Source organism: Microvirga alba (assembly GCF_015694465.1).
GTDB classification, from domain to species: Bacteria; Pseudomonadota; Alphaproteobacteria; order Rhizobiales; family Beijerinckiaceae; genus Microvirga; species Microvirga alba.
Genome location: NZ_JADQDO010000013.1, coordinates 54,631 through 70,617, shown reverse-complemented (window position 1 = coordinate 70,617; position 15,987 = coordinate 54,631). Strand labels below are relative to the sequence as shown.

Here is a 15,987-nt window from a genome sequence, read left to right as displayed (position 1 = left end):
CCCCCAACGCACGTCCGTCCAGGGGAGTGTGACATTCCTAGTTTGCCACCGTGGGACATTTTAACTTTGCGCCGACATGCGTGGTTTCGCGAAATCGTCTTTATGAAACCCGATAGGGTCGCAATCCGAAGTGTTCGGAAGGCTTGCTCGGTGATCTCGATGTCGCAGGGGTAAAGACGCGTGGACGACAGTTAGGCGACAGAAAATTGCGGTCTCGGGGTTCCTCGTTTCAGCAAGTTGCTGCAAATTAATGACAATATTGACAAAATTTTCTCCCAGGGTGGTTGTGTAGCAAAGCGTCGTGGATCCGCGCGCCGCGGATCTTCCCGATAATCAAAACCGGACTGAAGCTTTCGCTTCCTGGCGGTTCGACGGAGCAAATTTGAGACATACGGCACAATCCGAAACTCTCGGCCATTCCGGGAAAATGTAGCCCAGCTTACGGTGAGGGTTGCTGCGATGCTGGTCGCACGACCGAAAAAGGGGCAACCCGGTGCGCAGTTTTCTGATCCGATTGCGATCGCGCGCAACGGCCGGATGATGGGCCAGATCCCTTCGGAGAGAGGAGCGGTCGCCTTGAGCAGTATCGCCATAACGGGCCTCATCATTGCCGCTGCGGTCGTACTTTTCGTGTGGAACCGAATACCTGTCGTGGTCGTGGCGATGTCGACGGCCCTTGCGCTGTATGCCACAGGTATCCTCTCTCTAAATGCCGCCCTGAGCGGTCTGGGCGATCCTGCCGTTATCTTCATCGCGACTCTATTCATCGTTAGCGCGGCTCTCGAATCGACTGGTGTGACCGCTTGGGCGGGGCAACTCCTTATCGCGAAGGCTGGGACGGAAAGCCGGACCCGCCTTCTCGTCCTGACGTCGCTCCTGGTCGCGTTTCTCACAGCCTTGATCAGTGTGAACGGCGCCGTGGCCGCCCTGCTGCCGGTCGTGATCGTGATGGCGGTGCGGCTTAAACGGGCGCCTTCGCAACTGCTGATGCCGCTCGTCTTTTCGGCCCATGCTGGGTCGATGCTGGCACTGACCGGCACGCCGGTAAACGTTCTTGTTTCCAACGCTGCGGCGGAGGCGGGGCTCAATCGTTTCGGCTTTTTCGAGTTCACCATCGTCGGTATCCCTCTGCTACTCGGGACAATAGCGATCATCATCCTTTTCGGCCAAAGGCTGCTTCCCGAGCGCAGCGGCCCGACGATCCCCTCCGACTTCAGCAAGCATGCGCAGACTCTCATTGAACAATACGGTCTCAGCAGCGGCACCTTTCAGATGCGGGTGCGTACCACCTCGCCCTATATCGGCGTCGCGCCGGGATCTGTCGACATAGGCGCGTTTCCCGGGTTGCAGCTCGTCGCCATTCAACAGGGAGAGGAGGGCGGTCCTTTGCGGCGTCCGACGGTTGCCGAAGGAGACTATTTTATCCTGCGCGGCGAACCTGAAATGGCAGCCGCCTTCGCGGCCCAAAACCATCTGGCTTTCAGGGAACAGCATGCCGCCTCCGACCTTCAGGACGTGTTGTTCAACCGGAGCTCGGGTCTTGCCGAAGTGATCATCCCACCCCGATCAGGGATGGTCGGCGCGACCGTGTTTCCAGGCATGATCACGCAAAGCGGGGACCTGATCATTATGGCGGTCCAGCGCCAAGGGGCAGATCTCGGTCATGAGAAGATCGTGCTCGAAGCGGGGGACACCCTTCTGCTGCAAGGCACTTGGAAGGCCCTGGACGTCCATCTCGAAGATCCCAATGTCCTGGTCGTCAACTCGCCTGAGCTCGTCCGCCGACAGGCAGTGCCGATGGGCGCCGGGGCGAAACAGGCGATCGTCATTTTGATGGTCATGGTCATTCTGTTGGCGACGGGGGTGGTGCCGCCAGCGATAGCCGGGCTTCTGGCCGCCGGCGCCATCATTCTGACCGGCATCCTGACGGTGGAACAATCCTATCGTGCGATTAGCTGGACAACCGTCATTCTGGTCGGGGCGATGATGCCGCTTTCGACGGCGATGTACGAAACCGGCGCGGCCGCTCTGCTCGCCAAAACCCTAGTGTCCTTGGTGGGTGATGCGGGGCCATTTGCGCTCCTCGCCGGGCTTTTCGTGCTGACCGCCGTTATGGGGCAATTGATCAGCAACACGGCCACCGCTCTGATCGTCATCCCGATCGGCGTGGCGGCGGCAAACGGGATGGGCGTGTCTCCACGTCCGGTGCTGATGAGTGTCGCAGTCGCGGCCGCAGCCTCGTTCCTGACGCCCGTTGCGACTCCCACAAACCTGATGGTGATGGGGCCGGGGGGCTACAAGTTCGGGGACTATTGGAAGCTCGGCCTTCCATTGTTACTTTGGTTTTTCGTCGTCGCGACGTTCTACGTTCCCTTGATCTGGCGCTTCTAGCCGGTCAGGACGAAGCGAGCGAATGGAGAATGCGGGCCCAAGACCTCATGCCACGGTGAAAGCTCACGAGGTCATACTTCTCATTCGGGCTGTGGATGCGGTCGTCGTCGAGGGCAAATCCCGCAAGGATCACGTCCATGCCGAGCGCTGATTTCAGCTCATGCGTCACGGGAATCGAGCCGCCGCCTCCGATATACGCGGCTTCGCGCCCCCATTCGACCGTCAGCGCTTGGCGCGTTCTCTCGAACGCTGGGGCGTCGATCGGGAAGCGGATGGCGCGGCCGGCTCCATGCTCAAAGAACTCGACCTTGCAGTCCGCCGGGACGCGCGCACGCACAAAATCGCGAAACGCTGCGCGAATGGCATGAGGATCCTGGTCGAAGACAAGCCGAAACGATACCTTAGCCGAAGCCCGCGAAGGAATAACCGTCTTGAAGCCCGCGCCCTGGTAGCCGCCTCCCATGCCGTTGACCTCGCATGTCGGACGGGACCAGATCATTTCGAGCGCCGTGCGGCCGCGTTCGCCCGCCGGCACTGACAGGCCGACGGCGCCGAGAAAGGCCTTTGGGTCGAAGTGTAATTTCTCCCATTGCTCGCGCAGCACTTCAGGAAGCTCCGGCACGCCGTCATAAAAACCGGGGATGGTGACGCGTCCATCCGCGTCGCGCAGATCAGCGAGGATGCGGGCGAGCACGTGATTGGGGTTGACGGCAGCAGAGCCGTAGAACCCGGAATGAAGGTCGCGGTCGGGGCCGGTGACAACGATCTCCTCACCACAAAGACCGCGGAGCATGGTTGTGATTGCCGGTGTTTTCGGATCCCACATGCTGGTGTCGCAGATAAGGCCGACATCTGCGCGCAATTCTCCCGCGTTGGCCTTCAGGAAGGGCGGCAGATTTACGCCGCCGGATTCCTCTTCTCCCTCAAGGAGAATGGATACCGGGATCGGCAGTTTTCCGGTCACGGCCTTCCACGCACGGCAAGCTTCGATAAAGGTCATGACCTGTCCCTTGTCGTCTGACGCGCCGCGCGCCCGGATTGCGCGACTGCCATCCGCCCGAGTCTCGAGGAACGGTGCGAACGGATCATGATCCCACAGTTCGAGCGGATCCACGGGTTGAACATCATAATGCCCGTAGAAGAGTACCGAATGGCCGTTTCCACTCCGATCATGTCCGACGACAATCGGATGACCCGGCGTGTCACGCGCGCTCGCCTTGAAGCCGATGCTTGCGAGATCCTTGGCGTGCCATTCTGCGCAGGCGCGGCACTGATCGGCGAAGGCCGGGTCGGTGGAGATGGACTTGATGCGCAGGACCTCGAACAGGCGCTCCAGCGCGTCCTCGACATGCGAGTCGATGTGGGCGAGCACAGACTCCAATTCCGACATCATCGTCTCCCTAGGCCGTTGAAGAAATATTGTAGCGCCGCGCGAAGGGATATGTTGAATGTCGCGCGCGCTCAAAATTACCCGCTCACTGGTTGCGCTCGCAATGATCCAGAATCTCAACCTTAACCTGGAGTCCCATTTTTCTGGCTGCTAGTCGGCATTCGCATCCCTGCCTGTCTAAGTTTTTCTCACCTAAGAGATGGTGGCAACTAGTGATGGTGGGCGCTTGCGACAATTGAAAGCGATCGGTCCGAGGCTATTTAGCCAATTGTCCGGGCGATCATTCTCATGTCCGGTTCCAAGTCGGGGGGGCAAAGGAGAAGTTAAATATAGACGGGGCGCCATGCAGACACGGAGGTCAGATTGAACTCATGTCACGAGTCGACTCTCTTTCGGCGAGCGATAAAATTTTCGCTCCACTTGCTTCCTCCCCCCGTCAGCTACCGAATCCTGAGCATTTCGACGCGTGGCGCGAATTCATGTTGCAGGTTGTCGAGTTAGATTTCGCAGGAAGTACAAAAGAGCCTTTCGAAACAGATTGCTTTTCTTGGGATCTCGACGACATCAAACTCGAACGAACCTTTTTGCCGCCAACCGTCGAGGAGCAGTGGCGGCATCTTCTGGCGTCGGATCTCGATCATTGGTGTCTGGTTCTGGCGCATGGCGCGAAGAATGCCTGCGATCAGATTAGCTTCAGGTCGCTTACGAAGTCGTTCGAAGGCCGCGCCATAGACTATCAAGTTTTGTCCCTGTCCTTGCCGAGAGACGCGATCAGGAAAGAGGCGCAGTATCTTGACGATACGCACGGCACCGTTCTCAAGTCGTGGCAGGGCGCTCTTCTCACGGACTTTTTGGCCTCTCTTGTCAGGGAACTCCCCTCTGTTCCGCGGGAGGATTTGCCCGGATTGAGAGCGACAATCTGCGCTCTGGCGAAGGCTTGCCTCGCGCCCGGGTCCGAACACATGGAGGGGGCTTCGAACGCTATTGTTGCCGGCCTTCGGGAACGCGCCCGCCGCATCGTCAGGCAGCATATGGCCTCTCCCGATTTCGGGCCCGAGACATTAGGGCGGCTCTTGGCTGTATCCCGTTCAAAACTCTATCGCCTTTTCGAGCGCGATGGCGGCGTGGCGCGCTTCATCCGGCGTGAGCGCCTTGGCGAAGCGAACCGGCTCCTGACACAGGCGAAGCACAAAACGCCCATCTGCGCACTCGCAACCGAAGTCGGGTTCAGCGACCACTCGGCGTTCAGCAGAGCCTTCAAGCTGACCTATGGCTACAGCCCGAGCGAAGCGAGAGAAATGGCAGAAGCGAACCGCATTTTCGAGACGCAAGTTTCGACCGAGGCCGGCGCCCCGCAGGGGCGATCTCTCCCTCGCGGGGCGCGCGGAAGCAATCCGAGGAAGGGATAGGCTAGCCGGGATCACGTTTTTGTGCCGCAATATTGGGATACCCTGCATAGCGTTGAGATTTTGAACTCATCCCGAGAGCTTGGCCTGCTGGTAGTTTTTTCGGGAGACATGTCGCGACCGTGAATTGGCTCGCTCGCCACCCGGCTCGTGGCTCAATCGGCAGGCCGGTTCCGGTGCCATCTGTAACCAGCAGGTGCGATCGCCCATGCACGATGATCAGTTGGGGCTTGATACCCGTTGGGTGGGCTTTCTCCTGCTCGGCATCGTGCTGATGATTTGTGGTGGGGCGGCGGTTTGGCTCCCCTCCAAGTCGACAGTCGCGACCAGCACGGTCCTTGGAGCGGTGTTGGCGATAGCTGGTGCAGTCACGATCGTTCAAACATTCCAGGTCAAAGAGTGGGCCGGTTTCGTCTGGCAATTGCTGTGCGGCGCCGCAGAGGTCGTCGGTGGCCTCCTGATCTGGCTCAATCCGATAAAGGGCGCTGCCGCGATTACGCTGCTGGTGGCTATCGTTCTCGTGGCGCAAGGCCTGGCGCAACTCGGGCTCGCGTTCAAGATCCGCCCGCAGCGCGGTTGGGGCTGGCTCGGCCTCGCAGGCCTCGCCTGCATCGCAATCAGCGCGATGCTGGTTCTTCGCTTCCCCTTTCCAAACGTGTCGGCTCCGGGCGCGATGGCGGGCGTCGCCCTCATTCTGGCAGGGATCGCATACATGATTTTGGCTGTGGGGCGGCTGAAAGCCAGATCGGAGCCGCCGTCATGAATGGGCCAGGTTGCCGACCCGTCGAGTGGCTTCGTCCGAAGGTGGTGGCGTCGTTCCTTGGTCTTGCATTGATGGCTGGATGCCAGGGTGCGGAGGTTCCTCCAAAGGAGGTGTCCCGACCCGTTCGGACGATCACCGTCGAGCCACGGAGACAGCACTCGGAGACGACGTTTACCGGGCGCATCGAGGCCCAGGAGCAGGTATCTCTGTCGTTTCGAATTGCCGGGCGCATGACCGAGCGCATGGTCGATAGAGGTGCCGAGGTGCGCGCGGGCCAGGTCATCGCGCGACTTGAACCGCAGAACGAACTCAACGCCCTGCGATCTGCGCGGGCCTCCCTCGCTTCCGCCCGAGGGGCATTCACACAAGCCGACAATCATCTGGAGCGGCAGCGACAACTGCTGGCGCGAGGCGTCACGACACAGGCTTATTTCGAGCAGACGGAGCAGGTTAGAAAGGCGGCACTTTCGCAGGTCGAAGCGGCCGAAGCGCTGCTCAAGTCGGCCGAAGATCTTGTAGCCTTCACCGAGCTGGAGGCTGATGCGCCGGGTGTCGTGACAGATGTGGGCGCGGAACCCGGAGAAGTCGTATCGGCGGGACAACCGATCGTACGGCTTGCCCGCAGTGGCGGCCGCGACGCGGTCTTCGACGTGCCGTCCCAGATCCTTGGCGCTGCTTCTCCCGATGCGAGCGTCCGCGTCAGCGCCGTGGACAATCCCACCATCTCCGTGGAGGGAAGAGTGCGCGAAATCGCGCCGCGGGCCGATCCGGTGACACGGACCTTCCAGGTCCGCGTGGGATTGACCGACCCGCCCGCATCCTTCCGGCTCGGCACGGCGGTTGTCGGCGTGTTGACGGCATATGGCTCGCAGGGGCTTGCCATCCCCGCGACTGCGCTCCGGCAAGAGCAGCAGGGCTCTGCCGTCTGGGTAGTCAATCCCCAAACGCTCGCCGTCGCCCTCCGCAAGGTCGGTGTCGGGCGCCTGGAGCCTGCGACGGCCTTCATCACCGAAGGCCTGATCCCGGGCGACGTGGTTGTAACAGCCGGAGTGGGCTCGCTTCACGAAGGGCAGACCGTTCGTCTCTTGGGAGCGGAGCTGTAATGAGGCTGAACCTTTCAGAATGGGCTTTGAAATCCCGGTCGTTGGTCATCTATCTGATGATCGTCATGGTTATTGCGGGCGTGGCATCCTATTTCAGGCTCGGCCGCGCAGAAGATCCGTCCTTCGTGATCAAGACCATGGTGGTATCAGCGGCATGGCCGGGCGCTACGCTTGACGATACGCTCAAGCAGGTCACCGAACGCATCGAAAGACAACTCGAGGAAACTCCGAACCTCGACTTCCTGCGCAGCTTCACCCGTCCTGGCGTCACGACGATTTTCGTGAATCTCAAGGGAGACACCTCCGCTTCGGCGGTGCATGACACCTGGTACCAGGTCAGAAACCTTGTCTCGGATATCCGTCTGTCGCTGCCTTTGGGCGTCGTCGGCCCCGTGTTCAATGATCGGTTCGGGGATACGTTCGGCATCATCTACGGGTTCACGGCGGATGGCTTCACGCATCGCGAGCTGCGGGACTACGTCGAAGCTGCTCGCTCGAAGATTCTCCTTATTCCGGACGTTTCCAAGGTCGAGGTCATCGGCGCGCAGGACGAGAGGATTTTCGTTGAGTTCTCGGTCGCCGAATTGGCCAATCTCGGTATCGACCGTGCGGCGTTGATCGGAGCCTTGCAGAACCAAAACGTCGTACGCCCCGCTGGCACGATCCAGACGGAGGCGGAAAAGCTCTCGCTGCGCGTGTCAGGCGCGTTCCGGTCCGAGCAGGATGTTCTGGACGTCAACTTCCCGGTCGGTAACCGCATGGTCAGGCTCGGTGACATCGCGACCGTCCGACGCGGCTTTGCCGACCCGCCTCAGCCTCTCTTCAGGGTCAACGGCCGCGAGGCTATTGGCCTTGGAATCGCGATGCGCGAGGGGGGAGATATTCTCGCCCTCGGCGCGAACATCAAGAAGGCTATGGCGGCGATCAGCGCGGATCTGCCGGTCGGCATCGAGCCCCGGTTGGTCGCCGATCAGGCGGTTACTGTCCGACACGCAATCGCCGATTTCACCACATCGCTCTGGCAAGCAATCGGGATCATTCTGGCGGTGAGTTTCATCAGTCTGGGACTGCGACCGGGTTTTGTCGTAGCGCTGTCGATCCCGCTGACGCTCGCTGTCGTGTTCGCCGTCATGAAGCTCGTTGACATCGACATGCAGCGCGTATCGCTCGGCGCGCTCATCATCGCATTAACATTGCTCGTCGATGATGCGATGACGACGACCGACGCAATGATGACTCGTCTCGCCGCCGGCGACGACAAGGAGCGTGCGGCCACATTCGCATTCCGTAGATTCGCTTTGGCGATGCTCGCCGGGACACTCGTCACCATTGCGGGCTTTGTCCCCATCGGATTCGCCGCGAGCTCGGCTGGGGAATATACCTTCTCCCTGTTCGCAGTCGTGGGGATTGCGCTGATCGTCTCTTGGTTCGTCGCAGTGATCTTTTCGCCGCTGGTCGGCGTCTGGATCCTCAAATCACCGAAATCAGGGTCAGGGGAGGGGTCAACTGGCTGGGTGATGACGCTTTACAGGCGCGTTCTAACCTCCGCTATCGATGCGAAGTGGCTCACCATTGCCATCACCATCGCCCTCTTTGTCGCCTCGCTCCTCGCGCTGCCGTTGATCCCGCGGCAGTTCTTTCCCGCCTCCGACCGGCCGGAGCTTTTGGTCGATCTCCAACTGCCGCAGAATGCCTCGATCCACGCGAGTGCGGACGTCGCGCGACGGCTCGATGCCGTCCTGAACAACGACTCTGACGTCGAGCGCTGGAGTACCTATGTCGGCCGCGGCGCCATTCGGTTCTACCTGCCCCTGAACGCACAATTGCCGAACGATTTCTTCAGCCAGGCGGTGATCGTCGCCCGGGATGTGGCAGCGCGGGGGCGCCTGCAGGGTAAGCTCGAAACCCTCCTCGCGAGCGAGTTCCCGAATCTTGTTTCGCGTGTCTATCCCCTGGAGCTGGGCCCCCCCGTGGGCTGGCCCGTGCAATATCGGGTCAGCGGTCCCGATCTTGCCGAGGTCCGAGAGATCGCCTTCAAGGTCGCGCAGATCGTTGCCACAGACCACCGCGCCGAGAAAGTCAATTTCGACTGGATCGAGCCGTCGCGAGAGCTCGGAATCCGCATCGATCAGGATGAGGCGAGGCGCCTTGGTCTGAGTTCTCAGGCCATCGCGGCAGCCTTAAGCACCGTGATTTCCGGCGCGTCCGTCACGCAGGTCAGGGACGATATCTATCTCGTCGATGTCGTGGTGCGAGCAACCGACGAGCAGCGTGCTTCCCTTTCGACGCTGGAGACGATGCAGGTCGCCCTGCCGGACGGGAGGACGGTGCCGCTCAAGCAATTCGCCACGTTCACATATGACCAGGACTATCCGCTCGTGTGGCGTAGGGACCGCATCCCGACATTGACGGTGCAGGCCGATGTCGTGCCAGGCGCATTGCCGGAGACGGTGACGTCTTCGCTTGCCTCTGCCATGGAGGATCTGAGGAAGAGCCTGCCGCCATCCTACGCAATTGCGGTGGGCGGTACCGTGGAAGAGAGCGCGAAGTCGCAGGCCTCGGTCCTGGCGGTCGTGCCGTTAATGCTGTTCATCACGCTGACAGTGCTGATGGTTCAGCTCCAAAGTTTTGAGCGTCTTCTCATGGTGCTCAGCGTGGCTCCCTTGGGCGTGATCGGAGTCGTGGGCGCTCTGCTTCTGTCCGGAAAGCCGCTCGGCTTTGTCGCGCTCCTCGGAATCCTCGCGCTTCTCGGCATCATCACCAAAAATGCGGTCATCTTGATCGGCCAGATCGATGTCGAGCGGGCCTCGGGCAAAGGCGTCTTCGATGCGGTCATGGATGCGAGCAGTGCTCGCTTTCGGCCGATCATGCTGACGGCTGTTTCCACCATCCTGGGCATGACGCCGATCGCTCCGACGGTGTTCTGGGGGCCGATGGCCTTCTCGATCATGGGCGGGCTCCTCGTCGCAACGGTTCTGACCCTCGTCTTCTTGCCCACACTTTATGCGGCGTGGTTCGGCCGTAAGGCCGGCGCGCCTCACCCTCGCCAACACACTACTCAACCGGAGAGGGTCCCCTCATCATGAGCATCGCATCAAATCGATATCGGGATAGATGGGCCTCAACACGCCAATTCCTGGCGCTTGCTGCGATTCTGATGTTGACGAGCGCATGTCAGGGCAATGTCGAGTTGCCAGCGGGGGAGGGGCGGCCTGTTCGCGTGTTGACCGTCAAGCGGGGCGATTTCGGCGATGTCGTGGCGCTGACAGGCGAGGTGCAGGCCGAGCAGGAAGTCTCCCTCGCGTTCAGGATCGCCGGTCGCGTCATCGAGCTGGCGGGCAATGTCGGCGATCGCGTGGAGGCTGGTCAGTTGCTTGCGAGGCTCGACCCTCAGACGGAGCAAAATGCCCTGCGCGCAGCGGAAGCCACATTGAGGGCGGCTCAAGGTCAGGTCACCAAAACACAAAACACTTTTGAACGACAACAAGGCCTCCTTGCCCAAGGCTTCACGACCCGCCCGCGTTTCGACGAGGCGCAACAGGCCCTGCAGACGGCCCGTGCTCAGCTGGAGAATGCAGAGGCGCAGGTCGATGCGGCGCGGGACCAGCTTGGGTTTATGGAATTGCGAGCCGATGCCGAAGGCGTCGTGACGGCACGCAAGGCAGAAGCAGGCGAGGTCGTGCAGGCCGGCCAAACGGTGCTGCAGCTCGCGCGGGCTGAAGGCCGGGATGCGGTGTTCGACGTCCCGGCACGCCTGCTCCATATGCCATCGCCGGATGCAACGATCAGTGTCGCTCTGGCCGATAACCCCATGGTGACAGCGTCGGGTCGCGTAAGGGAAGTCTCACCTCAAGCGGATCCCGTCACGCGGACGTTCCGCGTGCGGGTAGGGATCAGTCACCCGCCGGAAGCCATGCGGCTTGGTTCGACGGTGACAGGGTCGCTTGCGCTCAGGTCCACCGACGTGATCAGGGTCCCAGCCCGTGCCCTGACGCAATCGGGGCGTGAGCCTGCCGTCTGGGTTGTCGATCCCGCGACATCGAACGTGTCCCTGCGAAATGTCGAAATCCTGCGCCATGATGCACGGAGCGTCGTTATCGCTCGAGGGCTAGAACCGGGCGAGATCATCGTCACAGCCGGCATACAGGCACTCCACCCCGGCCAGCGCATTCGCGCTCTTCCCGCGGACGAGACGGAACTCTCGGGGATGCCGCTACCGGCGGCGAAACTCCATGCCGCTTTTAAGACGCGGACCAAAACTGCCCGGGCTTCCGATCCCATTCCGGCTTTGGTGGCTCCACCATCGAAAGGATGACAATCGTGACCCAGGTTACCATGGAAACGCACAAGTCCACGATGCAGAAGGTGCTCGATGTCGTCGAGAAAGTCGGAAACAGGGTGCCGCATCCCGCAGTGATATTCATTATCCTCATCGGGATTGTAATCGTGCTTTCTCACATCTTCTATCTGATGGGAGTTCGCGTCAGCTACGAGGTGATCAACCCGGAAACCCATCAGGTCGAACACGCGACGACCGCCGCGAGAAGCCTGCTGACAGCGGACGGCATTCGTTTCATGTTCACTGGCGTTGTCCAGAATTTCATGAATTTCAACGCGGTTGGCGTCATCATCGTCGCGATGGTCGGCGTCGGTGTGGCTGAGGCGGCGGGCCTCGTCAACGCGTTGATCCGCAAGCTCGTCGCCGTCGCTCCCCGTGGGCTCCTGACCTATATTCTTGTGTTTGTCGGCATCCTCTCCAGCATCGCGGCGGACGCAGGATACCTGGTGCTCATCCCCCTTGCCGGAGCGGCCTTCATCAGTGTCAATCGCCACCCGCTCGCTGGGCTTGCCGCCGCCTTCGCGGCGGTCGCCAGTGCCTTCGCCGTGAATATCCTGATCGTGCCGATCGACGGCATCCTGACCGAGGTCACAAACGACGCAATCCATCTTCTCAACCCCTCGATCTCGATCGATCTCACGGCAAATGTCTGGTTCTCGATTGCCTCGGTCCTCATGTTGACGGTAGTCGTCGCGCTCGTCACCGAACGGATCGTGGAGCCGCGTCTGGGACCTTATGAAGGCGAGCATACAGTCGATGCCGACAACGCCCTGTCTGCCGAGGAGCGGCTGGGGCTGAGATACGCGACATACGCGCTGATCGGTGTGATCATTTTTCTCGGCCTTCTGACTCTCCCCTCCGGCGCTCCGTTGCGAAATCCGGAGACCGGGGCGATCATCGGCAACTCGCCGTTCATGAACAGTCTGATTGTGGTGATAGCCCTCATCTTTCTGGCGATGGGCATCGGCTATGGCATCGGCGCGAAGACGATGCGTAGTTCCATTGACGTCATCAACGCCATGACGAAGGCCATCGCGAGCTTGAGTGGCCTTATCTTTCTTTTGCTGATCATCAGCCAGTTCCTAGCCTACTTCAATTACACGAACATGGCGACATTGGCAGCCGTCTCGCTTGCCGATGTGCTGAAACGGGCTAGTTTCGACGCGCTCTGGCTGCTCGTCGGCTTCACCATCGTCGTCATGATCCTGGACCTGATCATCACTGGTGCCCTGCCGAAATGGGCCATCTTCGCGCCCATCTTCGTGCCGCTTCTGATGAAGTTGAACGTGGCGCCGGAGGCAGTGCTCGCCGCCTACCGCGTTGGCGACTCGCCCATGAATTCGATCACGCCGCTGAACGCCTATTTCGCGATGATCGTAACGTTCGCTCAACGATACCAGAAGGATGCCGGTGTCGGCACGGTCATCGCCCTGATGCTGCCGTACGTGCTCATCATGTCCGGAACCTGGCTTGTCCTGCTCGCCGCCTGGTACCTGATGGGATTGCCCTGGGGGTTCTGATATGCGGCCGTCGCTTCAAAACGGCTGACCGCGTCGGCGCGGACCAGAGACCGCACAATGAGATAGATTCGATGATGATCATCGCCTTCACTCTAGGTAGCGGACGCTTAGCCTGCGCGATGATCTCTGGCCGCAAAAGCTGGGGGATTAAGCTTTAGGCTCGGCCGCTATCAGCGACGCGCCAGGGTGGGCAGTTGCGCTGACAGAAAAGCCGCAACCCAGCGGGTCGCGGCTACAATGTGTGGAGGAGGTGTAGAGGAAAGGCGCTCAGCTACCTGGACGCCCGGCGAGTTGAGGAACGAACATCTCGCTCCACGTCGCCGGCTTGACCTTGATCGACCCGGCCTTATGCATGAATTCAGCAAACTTCATCACGCCTTCCGGTGTGGTCGTGAAGCGCGCATCTTTGTCCTCGATCATTCCCTGAACGTCCGCCGGATCAACCTTCACCGCGGAGGTCTTGGCGTAGATCTCGGCGGCGAGTTTCTTGTCACTGGCGATCAACGTATTCGCATCGTCCATCGCGTCGATGAAGGCCTGCGTCATCTTCGGATTGGTATCGGTGAATTTCTTCGGCGCAAAAGTGACGTCGAGCATCAGATTGCCGAGATAATCGACCGAGTTGAGCACGCGGTGAACGCCGGGGCTCTTGGCCTCGATATACTGGAAAGGCGGCGAGGTGAAATGCGCCTTGATCTCGGTTTTGCCGCTTGTGAGCGCCGCGAGCGCTTCCGGATGCGGCAGGCTGACCGTCATCGGATCAATCTTGGCATAGTTGGCGTCGCCAAACTCCCTAGCCGCGATCATTTGCAGCACGACCGCCGCGAGCGAGGTCTTGATGCCGGGCAGCGCAATCTTGTCGCTCGATGTGAAATCCTTGAGCGATTTCAGTTCGGGCTTGTTCGCCATAAGCCACAGCGAAGTCGAGCTCATGCCCGAAACGCCGACGACCTCAACCCCGGGGATACCCTTGGCTTTAGCCCAGAGCGTAACGAACCCTGGCGCGCCGGTCCCGGCAAAGTCGAGTGTGCCAGCCATCATCGCATCGTTGATGACGTTTCCGCCGTCGAGCATCAGCCAAGTGACCTTGACGTCGCCGAGCCCGGCCGCCTTGGCGCGCTTCTCGAGAAACTTCTGGTCCTGCATCACGATTAGCGGCAGATAGAGGATGCCGAAGCCCTTGGAGATGCGGACCTCGCTGACCTCGGCGCGAGCCGGGGCGCCGAGCGCGGTGCTGATGGCAGCCGCCGCCATGGCCGCCCGGATGAAGTTCTTGAATGCCATTTTGTTTCCTCTCTTTTTGTTACGGCGCTTCGGCCGCGTTGCATTAATTTCAGTGTTGCATGCCCCAACGGCGGATCGTCTTGCGTTCAATCGTGGCGAAGATCACGTTCTCGACGAACAGGCCAATCAGGATGACGGTGAACAGACCGGCGAAGACATTGGCGGTTTCGAGTTGATTGCGGTTCTCGTAGATGAACCATCCGAGGCCGCCCGACCCTGAGGAAACGCCGAAGACGAGTTCGGCTGCGATCAGCGTGCGCCAGGCGAATGCCCAACCGACCTTAAGCCCGGTCAGGATCGCTGGGAAAGCGGCCGGGATAAGGATCAGCCGCACCAGCTTCAGGCCGCGCAGCCCATAATTCTGGCCGACCATGCGCAAAGTGTTGGAAACTGAGCGGAAGCCGGCATGGGTGTTGAGCGCGATCGCCCAAAGCACCGAGTGGACGAGCACGAAGATCACGCTGCCCGCACCGAGGCCAAACCAGATCAGCGCCAACGGCAGCAATGCGATGGCTGGCAGCGGATTGAACATCGAGGTCAGGGTCTCGAGTAGGTCGGCGCCAAAGCGTGAACCGATTGCCAGCGTCGTCAGCAACGCGGCTAGCCCGATGCCGATGCCGTAGCCGATGACCAGCGTCTGGAGTGAAACGAGCATGCGCTGCGGGATGATGCCGCTCAAGATGTTGCTGACGAAGGCGTCGACCGTTTGGCCGAAGGTCGGAAAGAGCAGCGGATTGCCGAGCCAGCGGCCATAGAGCTCCCAGGCTACGGCGAGAGCGGCGAGGATCACCGTCTTGCGTACGAAGCCAAGGCGGTACGCTCGCTCTGCGAGACTCAGGGTCTTGGCGACGACTGGAGCGTCGCTCGAATGGACTTCCCGGATGATCTCAGGACGGAAGGTGACGAGGTCGGTCATATCGATCGCCTTCGGTTCAGTGGCTCGCGAAGAGCATGTTGTTGATGCGGGTCTCAAGTTCGGCCTGACGAGCCGTGCCCATCGCCTCGGATGGCAGGCTATTGAGCTCGGCCTTGACCTCGCCGGGGTGAGGCGAAAGAAGTAGGATGCGAGTGCCGACGCGTATCGCTTCTTCAATCGAATGCGTGACGAAGAGCACCGTGAACCGCGTATCGTCCCACAGCCGCAGCAATTCGTCCTGCATCTTGCGGCGGGTCAGGGCGTCGAGCGCGGCGAAAGGCTCGTCCATTAGAAGGACGTCTGGCTCCATCGCCATGCCGCGGGCAATGGCGACGCGCTGCTTCATGCCGCCGGACAGCATGTGAGGATGGCTGTCGGTGAACTTGGTAAGCCCTACCTTGTCGATATAGGAGCGCGCACGCTCCTCGGCCTCCACTTGGGTCGCGCGACCGGAGGCGGTCAACGCGAAGACAACATTCTCGCGCACCGTCTTCCAGGGTAAGAGTTGATCGAATTCCTGGAAAACCATCATCCGGTCCGGGCCAGGGCCGTTCACCGTGCGGCCCTTCAGACTGATCCGCCCCTCGACGGGGGTAAGGTAGCCGCCGATCGCTTTGAGCAGGGTCGACTTGCCGCAGCCTGAAGGGCCGAGCAGCACGAAACGATCTGATGGATACACGTCGAATGAGACGCGCCGGGTGGCGGTCACGACGACGTCGGGCGTTTTATATTGCAGTGTAACGCCTTCCACCGAAAGGAGTGGAGACGCCGATGCGGCATTGAACGGGGCTTGCATGCTCCCTCTCTTGTTACGTTTCCCTGCGCACTTTTGGGCGCTTACCCAATGAGGTATCTTGGAAAACTGACACCGACCT

12 protein-coding genes are annotated in these 15,987 nt (G+C 60.6%); 7 read left to right on the top strand and 5 right to left on the bottom strand.

Features of this window, described 5'->3' with window-relative positions; translation table 11 throughout:
- Positions 1–576 precede the first annotated feature (576 nt).
- Positions 577–2,391 carry an SLC13 family permease gene (locus I2H38_RS18975; RefSeq protein WP_229426809.1) on the top strand — a complete coding sequence of 605 codons (1,815 nt, stop codon included), beginning with the start codon at positions 577–579 and terminating at the stop codon, positions 2,389–2,391.
- 4 nt (positions 2,392–2,395) lie between these two features.
- On the opposite strand, the gene I2H38_RS18970 is transcribed toward I2H38_RS18975, so the two are convergent.
- Positions 2,396–3,784 (bottom strand): M20/M25/M40 family metallo-hydrolase, encoded by a 1,389-nt coding sequence (locus tag I2H38_RS18970; protein WP_407664112.1) that lies wholly within the window; start codon positions 3,782–3,784, stop codon positions 2,396–2,398.
- A gap of 494 nt (positions 3,785–4,278) precedes the next feature.
- Positions 4,279–4,587, bottom strand: coding sequence for a hypothetical protein (locus I2H38_RS20735; protein WP_210324873.1), 309 nt, complete (start codon positions 4,585–4,587; stop codon positions 4,279–4,281).
- Between the two features lie 99 nt (positions 4,588–4,686).
- On the opposite strand from I2H38_RS20735, the gene I2H38_RS20730 reads away from it, so the two are divergent.
- From I2H38_RS20730 to I2H38_RS18940, 6 genes are all read left to right on the top strand, one after another.
- Positions 4,687–5,190, top strand: coding sequence for a helix-turn-helix domain-containing protein (locus I2H38_RS20730; protein WP_210324872.1), 504 nt, complete (start codon positions 4,687–4,689; stop codon positions 5,188–5,190).
- A gap of 205 nt (positions 5,191–5,395) precedes the next feature.
- Positions 5,396–5,950 carry an HdeD family acid-resistance protein gene (locus I2H38_RS18960; protein WP_196273441.1) on the top strand — a complete coding sequence of 185 codons (555 nt, stop codon included), beginning with the start codon at positions 5,396–5,398 and terminating at the stop codon, positions 5,948–5,950.
- Between the two features lie 110 nt (positions 5,951–6,060).
- Entirely contained in the window at positions 6,061–7,053 is a 993-nt protein-coding gene (locus I2H38_RS18955) for an efflux RND transporter periplasmic adaptor subunit (RefSeq protein WP_324617442.1), read from the top strand.
- Positions 7,053–10,139, top strand: coding sequence for an efflux RND transporter permease subunit (locus I2H38_RS18950; protein ID WP_196273439.1), 3,087 nt, complete (start codon positions 7,053–7,055; stop codon positions 10,137–10,139). The genes I2H38_RS18955 and I2H38_RS18950 overlap by 1 nt, the downstream gene beginning before the upstream one ends.
- Positions 10,136–11,368, top strand: coding sequence for an efflux RND transporter periplasmic adaptor subunit (locus tag I2H38_RS18945; RefSeq protein ID WP_196273438.1), 1,233 nt, complete (start codon positions 10,136–10,138; stop codon positions 11,366–11,368). The genes I2H38_RS18950 and I2H38_RS18945 overlap by 4 nt, the downstream gene beginning before the upstream one ends.
- Before the next feature lie 20 nt (positions 11,369–11,388).
- Positions 11,389–12,912 (top strand): AbgT family transporter, encoded by a 1,524-nt coding sequence (locus I2H38_RS18940; RefSeq protein ID WP_407664113.1) that lies wholly within the window; start codon positions 11,389–11,391, stop codon positions 12,910–12,912.
- Positions 12,913–13,179: 267 nt separating this feature from the next.
- Here the strand turns inward: I2H38_RS18940 and I2H38_RS18935 are convergent, their stop codons facing one another.
- From I2H38_RS18935 to I2H38_RS18925, 3 genes are read right to left on the bottom strand one after another with little or no spacing between them, the layout of a single operon-like run.
- Complete coding sequence (locus I2H38_RS18935) at positions 13,180–14,196, bottom strand: ABC transporter substrate-binding protein (RefSeq protein WP_196273436.1); 1,017 nt, start codon at positions 14,194–14,196, stop codon at positions 13,180–13,182.
- A 49-nt stretch (positions 14,197–14,245) separates the two neighbouring features.
- Entirely contained in the window at positions 14,246–15,112 is an 867-nt protein-coding gene (locus I2H38_RS18930) for an ABC transporter permease (protein WP_196273435.1), read from the bottom strand.
- A 16-nt stretch (positions 15,113–15,128) separates the two neighbouring features.
- A complete protein-coding gene (locus I2H38_RS18925; protein WP_196273434.1) occupies positions 15,129–15,908 on the bottom strand; it encodes an ABC transporter ATP-binding protein in 780 nt (259 codons plus the stop codon).
- Positions 15,909–15,987 lie beyond the last annotated feature (79 nt).

Bases quoted from the DNA above. Each gene is read 5' to 3' on its own strand.
- I2H38_RS18970 (WP_407664112.1), bottom strand. From the start codon at position 3,784: ATGATGTCGGAATTGGAGTCTGTGCTCGCCCACATCGACTCGCATGTC.
- I2H38_RS18940 (WP_407664113.1), top strand. From the start codon at position 11,389: ATGGAAACGCACAAGTCCACGATGCAGAAGGTGCTCGATGTCGTCGAG.
- I2H38_RS18945 (WP_196273438.1), top strand. From the start codon at position 10,136: ATGAGCATCGCATCAAATCGATATCGGGATAGATGGGCCTCAACACGC.
- I2H38_RS18960 (WP_196273441.1), top strand. From the start codon at position 5,396: ATGCACGATGATCAGTTGGGGCTTGATACCCGTTGGGTGGGCTTTCTC.
- I2H38_RS18935 (WP_196273436.1), bottom strand. From the start codon at position 14,196: ATGGCATTCAAGAACTTCATCCGGGCGGCCATGGCGGCGGCTGCCATC.
- I2H38_RS18930 (WP_196273435.1), bottom strand. From the start codon at position 15,112: ATGACCGACCTCGTCACCTTCCGTCCTGAGATCATCCGGGAAGTCCAT.
- I2H38_RS18925 (WP_196273434.1), bottom strand. From the start codon at position 15,908: ATGCAAGCCCCGTTCAATGCCGCATCGGCGTCTCCACTCCTTTCGGTG.
- I2H38_RS18950 (WP_196273439.1), top strand. From the start codon at position 7,053: ATGAGGCTGAACCTTTCAGAATGGGCTTTGAAATCCCGGTCGTTGGTC.